General features: G+C 43.4%; 11 protein-coding genes. 4 read left to right on the forward strand and 7 right to left on the reverse strand.

Translation table 11 applies throughout. The annotated features are described in order from the left end of the window. The 4 genes from PLH26_RS16445 to PLH26_RS16460 all read right to left on the reverse strand — a co-directional run. Positions 1 to 536, reverse strand: a 536-nt coding sequence (locus PLH26_RS16445; protein WP_324587120.1) for a hypothetical protein, incomplete at its 3' end; no start/stop codon positions are given. Positions 537 to 667: 131 nt separating this feature from the next. Further along, positions 668 to 1,198 carry a class I SAM-dependent methyltransferase gene (locus tag PLH26_RS16450; protein ID WP_324587121.1) on the reverse strand — a complete coding sequence of 177 codons (531 nt, stop codon included), beginning with the start codon at positions 1,196 to 1,198 and terminating at the stop codon, positions 668 to 670. 40 nt (positions 1,199 to 1,238) lie between these two features. Next, positions 1,239 to 2,612, reverse strand: a complete 1,374-nt coding sequence (locus tag PLH26_RS16455) for a serine hydrolase domain-containing protein (RefSeq protein ID WP_324587122.1) — start codon at positions 2,610 to 2,612, stop codon at positions 1,239 to 1,241. Positions 2,613 to 2,982: 370 nt separating this feature from the next. Further along, positions 2,983 to 3,774: an NIPSNAP family protein gene (locus tag PLH26_RS16460; RefSeq protein WP_324587123.1), complete on the reverse strand. Its 792-nt coding sequence runs from the start codon at positions 3,772 to 3,774 to the stop codon at positions 2,983 to 2,985. 142 nt (positions 3,775 to 3,916) lie between these two features. Between PLH26_RS16460 and PLH26_RS16465 the strand changes: the two genes are divergently transcribed. After that, on the forward strand, positions 3,917 to 4,408 hold the full coding sequence (locus PLH26_RS16465) for a YajQ family cyclic di-GMP-binding protein (RefSeq protein ID WP_324587124.1): 492 nt from the start codon (positions 3,917 to 3,919) through the stop codon (positions 4,406 to 4,408). 541 nt (positions 4,409 to 4,949) lie between these two features. On the opposite strand, the gene PLH26_RS16470 is transcribed toward PLH26_RS16465, so the two are convergent. Beyond that, positions 4,950 to 5,507 carry an NUDIX hydrolase gene (locus PLH26_RS16470; protein WP_324587125.1) on the reverse strand — a complete coding sequence of 186 codons (558 nt, stop codon included), beginning with the start codon at positions 5,505 to 5,507 and terminating at the stop codon, positions 4,950 to 4,952. Between the two features lie 2 nt (positions 5,508 to 5,509). Beyond that, positions 5,510 to 6,289, reverse strand: a complete 780-nt coding sequence (locus PLH26_RS16475; RefSeq protein ID WP_324587126.1) for a (Fe-S)-binding protein — start codon at positions 6,287 to 6,289, stop codon at positions 5,510 to 5,512. A gap of 151 nt (positions 6,290 to 6,440) precedes the next feature. On the opposite strand from PLH26_RS16475, the gene PLH26_RS16480 reads away from it, so the two are divergent. After that, entirely contained in the window at positions 6,441 to 6,986 is a 546-nt protein-coding gene (locus PLH26_RS16480) for a YceI family protein (RefSeq protein ID WP_324587127.1), read from the forward strand. Positions 6,987 to 7,085: 99 nt separating this feature from the next. Here the strand turns inward: PLH26_RS16480 and PLH26_RS16485 are convergent, their stop codons facing one another. Beyond that, positions 7,086 to 8,408, reverse strand: coding sequence for a 4Fe-4S dicluster domain-containing protein (locus PLH26_RS16485; protein ID WP_324587128.1), 1,323 nt, complete (start codon positions 8,406 to 8,408; stop codon positions 7,086 to 7,088). A 90-nt stretch (positions 8,409 to 8,498) separates the two neighbouring features. On the opposite strand from PLH26_RS16485, the gene PLH26_RS16490 reads away from it, so the two are divergent. Then, positions 8,499 to 8,993, forward strand: a complete 495-nt coding sequence (locus PLH26_RS16490) for a phosphoribosyltransferase family protein (protein WP_324587129.1) — start codon at positions 8,499 to 8,501, stop codon at positions 8,991 to 8,993. 75 nt (positions 8,994 to 9,068) lie between these two features. Further along, positions 9,069 to 10,254: phospho-sugar mutase (locus PLH26_RS16495; protein ID WP_324587130.1), on the forward strand; the 1,186-nt coding region annotated here is incomplete at its 3' end.

A 10,254-nucleotide genomic window follows, 5' to 3' on the forward strand; every position in this document is an offset into this window, starting at 1 on the left:
TCCGCCACCCATTTTTCAAAAGCAAATTCAAAATTGTTCTGGATTTTATTGGTTACGATAAAAGTATAAGGGTGATCGGGGAAAAGCGGGGAAAAGATCTGTATGGAATCTACGGTGTTTTTGGGGAATTTAACAGTGCCGCTTGTATCGGTGAACAGTTTTTGTCTTCCTCTTGCTGTGTACAATGTACACTCAATACCGTTTACCAACGCAGGGTTTTTATCTGTGAATTTTACCGTTACAAAATTATCATTTACCCTCCTGGCTGATAGCAGTCTGAAATCTCTTGCAGGTTTCATGCGGCTGCTGAATACTATGGTGTTTTTTTCCTGCGTCCATCTGCCCGATCCATAACGGTCTAAACCTCCGTAAGTAAAGAAAAAAGTAAAAGTATAATTGGGCTTTAGCTGAAAGCCGCTTGCGGTTTCCGGTACGCCTTTAAGAAAATACCCACCGGCTATATCATCAGGCTCCTGGGCAAGCAGCGGCGGAACCAAAAAGCATATACTGAGTAATAATTGAAGTACTTTTTTCATGACGGGTAAAGGCTGATGAACGCAATTACAATGTTTATTACTAAAAGTATGCGTTTATTTATAAAACAGGAAGCCTTTTCCCTTCTCATTTGTTACAATCTGTTTTCTTAACATATTTATAGATAAATGGTCTATCTTTTTACGATTGCCGAATACATAGGAGCATGCCCGTATACAGAAGGGTGTTCGCTTAACAGCCGGATGGTGTTGAAGTCCGCATCGTGAAATAAATTTTGTAACGATGCAAAGCTTACCGGGAAAGGAACCCATACCGGTACAGGCTGGTCTGTATTGTATTCTACAATTAAAAACTGTCCCTTGTCTTTTAAAAAACCAGCGGTCTTTTTTATAAAATCAACTTTTTGTTGCACATAATGTAAAGCATTAGCCATAAGTATTCCGTCAACTTTATCGAAAGGCAGCACACCACCAACAAAATCAATTTTGTGCTTTTCAATACTTACCTGGTTATAGCCGGGAGGTATTTGTTTCAGCGCGGCGGCATTGTTGTCTATGGCATGCACCACGCTGCCCGGATAAAGCAGTGTTGCAAGCGCCATTGTAAAAGTTCCGCTGCCGCATCCCAGGTCGGCCCAAGCCATTTGTTGTGCAGTGTGGAAGTATTCATTATCAAGCATAGCTGCCGCCTCATCTATCCGCATACAGCATAATTTGTTTTGAGCAGGTCAATGTATCAAATATTTACCGGATGGCTGAAATGATGTCTTTGAGTAATTTGTTCTCGTTCATTACGCGCAGACCCAATCGTACCACCACTAATTTTTTTGAAGGGATGATATAAATATCCTGCCCGCCAAAGCCATCGGCAAAGTACATATCGGCCGGCACATCCGGATACCAGCGTTCTGAGGGATTGTTCTTATCGAAGCCGTTCAGCCAAAACTGGTACCCGTAATGTTGAAGTGTATCTGCGGCTGATGGCTGAACCGTGGTTTTTACCCAGTCTTCCGGCAAAAGCTGCTCATTGTTCCATCTGCCATTGTTGTAGTAAAGCAGGCCAAACCGGGCATAATCCCTTGCCGTGGCATAGCAAAAGGAAGAACCTACATAAGTTCCCGATGCGTCGGGCTCCAGCACTATAGAATACATACCTGTTTTATAAAAAAGCGATTCATAAGGAAAAGCATGATATCCTTTGCCGGTGGCTTCGCGGATGATGCGGCTTATAATATTGCTGTTGCCGCTGGAATAATTGAATACCGTGCCCGGCGTAAATGCCAAAGGAAGCTGTGCTGCATAGGCAGCAGCATTCCCTTTTTTAAAAAGCATGCTGGTAGCGCCGGATGGTTTCCTGTAATTCTCTTCATAATCCAGTCCGCTGGTTTGTTGCAGCAATTGCTCCAGTGTAATTTTTTCTTTGTCGGTATCCTTCCATTCCGCCACGGGTGCGGGAGCATTCACATCCAGCTTTCCCTGTTTCACAAGAATGCCGGTTAATGCGGCTGTTATGCTTTTGGCAACAGACCATCCGGGCATGAGTGAATTTTTATCGTAGCCATGCGCATATTTTTCAGCCACCAGTTCGCCCCTGTACAATACCACAATAGCGTTTGTATATACAGGGCTACCGTCTTTAGATCCGTTCAGCGCCTGCTGCAATACCGCATCCAGTTTCAACGGGTCAATTCCGGAAGGCAAAGTATCAGGCAACAGGTTGCCATTGGGCCAGGCAATGGTATCGGTATTTTTTGAAGGTTTTAGCGGGAGCATAAAGTGTTGGGCCCTTATCTGTTTTTCACTGCTGTCACTCACCAGTGTTGCTCCCAGTTTGCGGCGGTAAATGGCTTTTCGCTTTGCCAAACCCCAGGTCGTACCTGTTGCCGACGAATCCTTTTCATTTACAATATAGGTTGCAAGAAAAAAGGGAAAGGCAGAAAGCTCTTCATCAATAACATTTTGAACGCTCCGGTGCTGAAGATAAACAGCCGAACATACTACTTTAGCCCCGTATGCATTTACAATGGATATGGCCCGGTAGATATATCCTGCAAAAAATACAGTCAGACAAATCACCAGTAAAAAAGCAATGCGGTAAATGACCTTTTTACGGGACATACTAAAGTATATAGTTGAAAAATGGCTGCTCCGGTACCGGCAAATGCATGCTTAAAAATGAAGCTAACAATATCCCAAAAGATAGTAGATGATCACAAAAACAAGTACGCCGCCCAAACATCCGCCACCCCATTTGTAAGCGCCATATCCCGCAAGTAAAGTTCTAAGCCAGTTTTGCATAAAATTTCATTTTAGGTTATGTTATACAATATAAAATTATGCCAACATATCAGAGAAAAGTAGTGAATAGTGAATAGTGAGATCCGCTACCCGTTTCACTTTTCACCTTTATCGTCTCACGAAACATGTGTGCCGGATGGTGAGGATTCACTATTCGCCATTGCCTGTTCCCCTTTCAATCCCCGGCGCTTTAATAGTCGGAATACGCCGTTGGGTGCGTTAAAATGCTCTCATTCCTCGACACATTGTTTTTATATTCCGGTTTTGCTGAAAGCTGTTTCCATTCGGCATCATCCCTGAACGTTTTCCAATGCGCTTCCCTGTCGGCTATATTTTCAAAGCTGGTCATATACATCAGGTTGGGCATGCGGCTCCCGGCAATTACTTCACCGTAAAAAACAGCGTTGAACCGGAGCCTTTTAAAAAGGGGGATCTCCCCGCCTTCATTGAACATATGCACTTTATTCCGGTATAGCTTTTCGGTGGGACTTTCGTAGCTGCGCAGTTCATATACTCTTTCGGCTTTGTTCGATTTTAATTCAGGCACGGCCGACCGGGGCGCCAGGTGAAAGGCACGCAATACGATGGATTCCATACGGGTATAGGGCGCTGCATTATAAGCTGCGTCCGAATAATCTTTTGAAGCATTCACGTAATCAGCGTTTTTTTGCAGTTTCTGTGGCAGCGTGAGGAGCTGTTCCAGTGAAGTAAGCGGAAGAAGAACGTAAAGCCTTTTGTCTGCAGCAGTATCATTGCTTAACGGCTTAAAAGCGCCAATATTTTTAATGCCCGCTTTATGCAGGGCCGGTATATAGGATTCCGACAGGTATTTGTCTAATACTTCTTCCTGGGCAGCAGTAGTAAAATGGTATAATTTTATTTCATAAAACTCCCTGTTGTCTTTTGTATGCTGGGCAGTTGCGGTTGTAAAAAAAAGAATGCTTAAAACAAAAGATAATAATAACAGAATACTTTTTTTCATCGTTCTATTTGATTTTATCTCCCAAAATAAACCAAATAAGCCAATGCAGCTTTAGCGAATCAGTTTTTTATTTGATTTCAATTTTTTCTGCCTGCTGTTCTATAATGAGATATACTACATTTGCATTTGAAAAATAATCATTATGCCTTCATTTGATATGGTAAGTAAAGTAGATGCCCAGCTACTGGACAATGCTGTAAATGTCACGAGAAAAGAGATCACCAACCGCTTTGATTTTAAAGACGCCCATGTGGTTATTGATCTGAACAAAAAAGAATTTAAGCTGAATATTGAAACGGACGACGATATGAAGATGCGGCAGCTTATTGATATGCTCATCAACAGGGCGCACAAGCAGGGCATAGCTCCCGAGGCTTTTGATTTGTCGAAGGAAGGATCACAAAGTGGTAAAGTATGGAAAAAAGAAGTAACCGTCAGGAACGGCCTTAAGCAGGACGATGCCAAAAAGATCGTTAAACATATAAAAGATTCAGGCTTAAAGGTACAGGCTTCCATTAACGATGACATGGTGAGGGTTACCGCCAAAAAGATTGATGATCTGCAGGCAATTATCCAGGCTTCAAAGGGATGGGAGCTGGGTATTCCGTTGCAATACGAAAATATGAGATCATAAAAATTTGGGATTTTAAGTTTTAAATCTGGAATTTTGTGCACAACTTCATCTAAATTCTGCAAAACCTTTTTGTTTTGGTGCATAACCCGGTGCATTTCGGGTGCATAATAAACCGGCAAAATGCTTGCAAACGGGTAGAGTCATGGAGTATCTTTATAGAACAATCGTTACAAGTAATACCGGAAACAGTAAGAACGTAACACAGATGAGCGGAAATCCGTCAGAAGATGGAAGCCCATCACGAAAGCATCGGGTTAGTAGTATGAAAGCGCAAGCCGACATATCAACAAAACTTGATGCTTTTTTTTTATGAGGTATCAGCCGTGAGCTTTCAGCTATCAGGTGAGCTACTGCTAACAAAAGGATGAATACTCCTTTTTCACCTCTCTCTTTTCACCTTTCACCATACTTTTGGTTTTTGTCTTTCGAATTTCGAAATTTATTCTTAGGATTTTGGCAGGCCTGCCTGCAGGTTTGGTTCTTGTGATTTGGATCTTGGTGTTTCCTTTTCGAATTTCGTTCTTCCGGCTTCGGATTTAATTCAATACTCCATATCCCCCAGTTTATGCAGTCCGTAAAAAAGGCAGGTGGCGTGAAGCGCCTGCATTATTTTATTTTCTTTCAGCATTTGTTTGATCTCGCTTATGCTGAATAAGTATACTTCTATTTCTTCATTTTGATCCAGTTGCTGCTCCTGCACTTTTTTGCCCCCACGGGCAAAATACATATGCATGAGGTTGTCGTTGGTGGAGGGATTGGGAGATATTTTCCCCAGGTATTCGTAATGGCTGAATGCATATCCCGTTTCCTCTAATAATTCCCTTTCAATGGCAGCCTGCAGAGAGGCATCGGTATCATCCACGCATCCACCGGGCGTTTCCATAATGGTTTCACCCAGCGCATGCCGGTACTGACGAACCATAACCACCTGGTTGTTCTCCGTAAGCGCCATTGCCGTAACCCAGGTGGGGAACTCATATACATAATAAGGATCAACAATTTTCTTTTCGGGTGTTTCACATTTGTCTTTGCGAATGGTGAACCATGTGGCTTTATACAGGTATTCCGATGATAAAACTTTCCATTTCAGATCTTTCATATTCACTCCATTGAGGCATTGATCAATTCGGCAATGTCGAGCACCCGCACATTGTCTTCTTTTTCCTTATTCTTTACTCCGTCGGTAAGCATGGTATTGCAAAAAGGGCAGGCGGAGGCAATTACGCCGGCTCCGGTTTCCAGGGCTTCATTGGTTCTTTCGTGATTGATACGTATGGAGCCTTTTTCTTCTTCCTTCCACATTTGTGCTCCCCCGGCCCCGCAGCACATTCCTTTGCTGCCGCAACGTTTCATTTCCACCAGTTCGGCATCAAGCGCCTCAAGCACTTTACGCGGCGCTTCATAAATATTATTGGCACGCCCCAAATAACAACTGTCGTGGTAAGTGATGCGCTTTCCTTTAAAATCACCGGCTTCTTTCATCTTTATTTTTCCTTCATCAATCAGTTGCTGCAAAAAAACAGCGTGATGGATCACTTCATAGCTTCCCCCCAGTTCGGGGTATTCATTTTTAAGAATATTAAAGCAATGCGGGCAGGCGGTAACTATTTTTTTTATTCCATAGTTGTTCAGTGTCTGGATATTCTGGTAAGCCATCATCTGGAATAAAAATTCATTACCTGCTCTCCGGGCCGGATCGCCGGTACAAGCCTCTTCCTTTCCAAGTATGGCATATTTTACATTTACTTTATTGAGTATGCTTACAAAGGCCTTTGTTATTTTTTGCGCCCGCTGATCAAAACTACCGGCACAGCCTACCCAAAATAATATGTCGGGCTGTTCCCGGTTGGCATACAATTCTGACATTAACGGAACCTTCATGCTGGATTTAATTTTAGTTTCAAAGCTAAACGAAAATTATCATTATACTATTTTGTGCTATTCCATATTATGATCAGATTATGCTTTGAATATAAGCAAGGCATTAACAAATCTGTTAATATCTTTGAAGGACACAACCTGTTATCAAGACATGAAGCGAATATTTACCCTTATTGTTTCACTGATCGTAGCTGCTATTGCTTTCGGGCAGCATTTTACACCCGCTGATGAAGGATCGGAAATTGGATTCAAGATCAGGAATTTTGGTGTGAATGTTAGCGGAAGCTTTAAAGGATTACAGGGAAAAATCATTTTTTTCCCCGACAGTCTCAGCGCTTCTCATTTTGATGTAACGATAGATGTTAAGACCATCAATACCGGTATTGATCAGCGCGACAATCATTTACGGTCGGAAGATTATTTTGAGGCTGAAAAATACCCGGATATACATTTTGTGTCGACACAGGTAACTACAAGCACCAGCAAAGAATATCTTTTTGTTTTTGGGAAACTCACCATCAAAGACGTTACCAAAGAAGTTTCTTTTCCTTTTAAAGCAACGCCAAAAGAAAATGATTTTCTTTTTGAGGGTGAATTTACATTAAACCGCAGGGATTATAACGTAGGCGGCGGCAGCATAAGCATGGGCGACAATGTGAGGCTGAACCTTAAGGTGCTGGCGAAAAGCGAAAAATGAAATGGAGGTGTTGCAGGTTTCAGGGTGCAGGTTACAGGTTGTGCAAAGGTGCATGCACAGGTATTTCCCTGTAACATGGGCCCTGTATCCTGCAACCCTTTACTCCGTCTCCCGCATCCATCCGTCTCTTTCATCGGGACTGAATTTCCAGGGAGCAAAATTGTTTTCAATATTGCCGAACATCGCATTCCATTCCTGCGGTGCATTGCTTTCTTCCATAATAAGCGAACGGCGCAATTCAAGAATGATCTCGAGCGGGCTGATGCTCACGGGGCATTCTTCCACGCAGGCATTACAGGTAGTGCAGGCACGCAGTTCCTCAACGGTAATATAATCATGCAGCAGGCTCTTGCCGTCATCTTTAAATGTTCCGTTCCGCCTGATGTTTTTCCCTGTTTCTTCCACCCGGTCCCTGGTATCCATCATGATCTTCCGGGGCGACAATGCCTTTCCTGTAATGGTAGCCGGGCAGGCAGCCGAGCATCTTCCGCACTCGGTGCAGGAATAAGCATCGAGCAGGTTCCTCCAGCTTAAATCAAACACATCCTTCGCCCCAAAACGCGCCGGCGGAGGGGCATCGGCAGGCGCCAGTTCGGGTTGCATGGCATATAACACTTCGTTCTGCACAGCCGGCATGTTGTTCATCTCCCCCTTGGGCAGCAACCGCGCATAATATGCATTGGGAAAAGCAAACAGGATATGCAGGTGCTTTGAATAGGGCAGATAATTCATAAATGCGAGGATGCCTAAAATATGCAGCCACCAGCAGCTTCTTTCTATTGCTACCAGCGTTGCTTCACTAAATGATCCGTACAAAGGAGTGAGCATGCCCGATACAATAAAGCTGCCGGTTGGGTTTTCGGCATAATAACCATAGCCTTTTTCCTGCAATGCCAGGTCGGTAGCATTCATGGTTAAAAAAAGCAGCATCAATACGATCTCTGTGATCAGTATATAATTGGCATCGCTCCGCGGCCACCCATCGAGATCCTTACTGATGAACCTTTTCAGTTTTATAAGATTCCTGCGGATAAGGAAAACAGCGCAGGATACAATCACCAGCACCGCCAGTATTTCAAAAGCGTTGATCAGGAAACTGTACAGATTGCCCAACAGGGGCGCAAACAGGCGGTGTGTTCCCAATATACCGTCTAATACAATTTCCAGCACTTCTATGTTAATGATAATAAACCCCGCGTACACAAAAAAGTGGAGCACAGCCACCAGCGGGTTCCTGAACATTTTTTTCTGCCCGAAGGCAAGCAGCAGCACATTTTTCCAGCGTAAGGATGACTGGCCGGTGAAATCAGCATCGCGTCCTGTAAGTATGTTTTTACGTATGTCTGCAATTCTTTTTGCAAACAGGCCGATACCGGCAGCAGCGGCAATAATAAAAACGATCTGTGAGGCAATGTGTATCATAGTACAGTTGTAACGCTAAGATAAGATGTTTAGTACGAATTGTTTTATTCATTAATACCACTTAGTTTTGATAAGATTAACTGATAAAGGATGAAGAACTACATTCTTACCAAAGAAAAAATAGACAAGATATTAAGGCGGATGGCATTTGAAATAGCGGAACGCAATACGGGTGAAGACCAGATATTGCTGGCAGGCATCAGGGAAAACGGAGTGGTTATTGCCCAAAAGCTGAAGCAATTGTTAAGCGGTACTTTTAAAGGAAAGATTGAAGTGATGGATATTGTAGTAGACGATAAAAGACGGCCGGGCAAAATTACATTAAGCGGGCGCAAAAACTTTGATAATGCTGTTGTGATAGTAGTGGACGACGTAGCCAACAGCGGCAAAACCATGCTGTATGCCTTAAAACCATTTTTGCAGGATCAGCCCAAAAAAATTCAAACGCTTGCTTTGGTAGACAGAACACATAAAACTTTCCCCGTTCATACAGATTATGTAGGGTATGCTGTTGCCACAACTTTACAGGAGCATATTTTTGTAGAGGTAGAAAATGAAATCATTACCGGCGCATGGCTTGAATGATATTGATAATTTACCCGTTTCCCTGAAATTCGATAAATATGCATAAATTGATTGCAAACAATAACGACACACAATATGGACACCAAAATTAAAGACAGGGTAAACATGTGGCTCAACGGTTCTTTTGATGAAGCCACCAAATATGAAATAAAAAAGCTGGAGGCAGAAAACCCTGATGAACTAACAGAAGCTTTTTACAAAAATCTTGAATTTGGTACCGGCGGGTTACGGGGCATCATGGGGGTTGGCACCAACCGCATCAATAAGTATACGATTGGCATGGCCACACAGGGTTATGCGAATTATTTAAAAAAAACCTGGCCCGGGGGCAAAATAAGAGTTGCCATAGCGCACGACAGCCGAAATAACAGCCGCAACTTTGCAGAGATCACAGCCAATGTGATGGCCGCCAATGGCATCAGGGCTTACCTGTCTGAATCGATGCGTCCAACGCCTGAGCTGTCTTTTGCCATCCGCCATCTGGGCTGTCAGGGCGGGGTGGTATGTACTGCCTCTCATAATCCCAAAGAATACAACGGTTATAAAGCTTACTGGAACGACGGGGGGCAATTGGTTCCGCCGCACGATAAAAATGTAATTGCCGAAGTGGATAAAATTGCTTCGGTTGATGAAGTGAAATGGAACCCTCCCGCCGGACAGGGAGGTGAGGTACAACTTATTGGTAAGGATATGGATGAGGCCTACTGGCAGATGGCAAAGGACCTGAGCGTACATCCCGAAGTGATTGCCAAACAGCACGATCTTAAAATTGTATACACGCCCATACACGGCACGGGAATTACGCTGGTACCCGAATTGTTAAAAAGATACGGCTTTACCGATGTTACCATCGTGGAAGAGCAGGCGAAGCCGGATGGTAATTTTCCAACGGTTGTTTATCCCAATCCGGAAGAAAGTGAGGCTATGAGCATCGGCTTAAAAAAAGCCAAAGAGCTGGATGCGGATATTCTTTTGGGAACCGACCCCGATGCCGACAGGGTAGGCATTGCCGTTAAAGACCATAAAGGCAACTGGGTGCTGGTAAATGGTAACCAAACGGCTGTGCTGGCATTCAATTATCTTATAGAAGCCCGCAAGGCCAAGGGTATTGCAAGGGCAAATGATATGGTGGTAAAAACCATCGTAACTACCGGTATGATCAACCGTATAGCCGCAGAAAATAATGTAACCTGCTATGACGTGCTTACCGGCTTTAAATGGATCGCAGAGCTGATCAAAGAAAAAGAAAATAGTGAAAATT

Source organism: Agriterribacter sp. (genome assembly GCF_035444585.1).
Taxonomy (GTDB): domain Bacteria; phylum Bacteroidota; class Bacteroidia; order Chitinophagales; family Chitinophagaceae; genus Agriterribacter.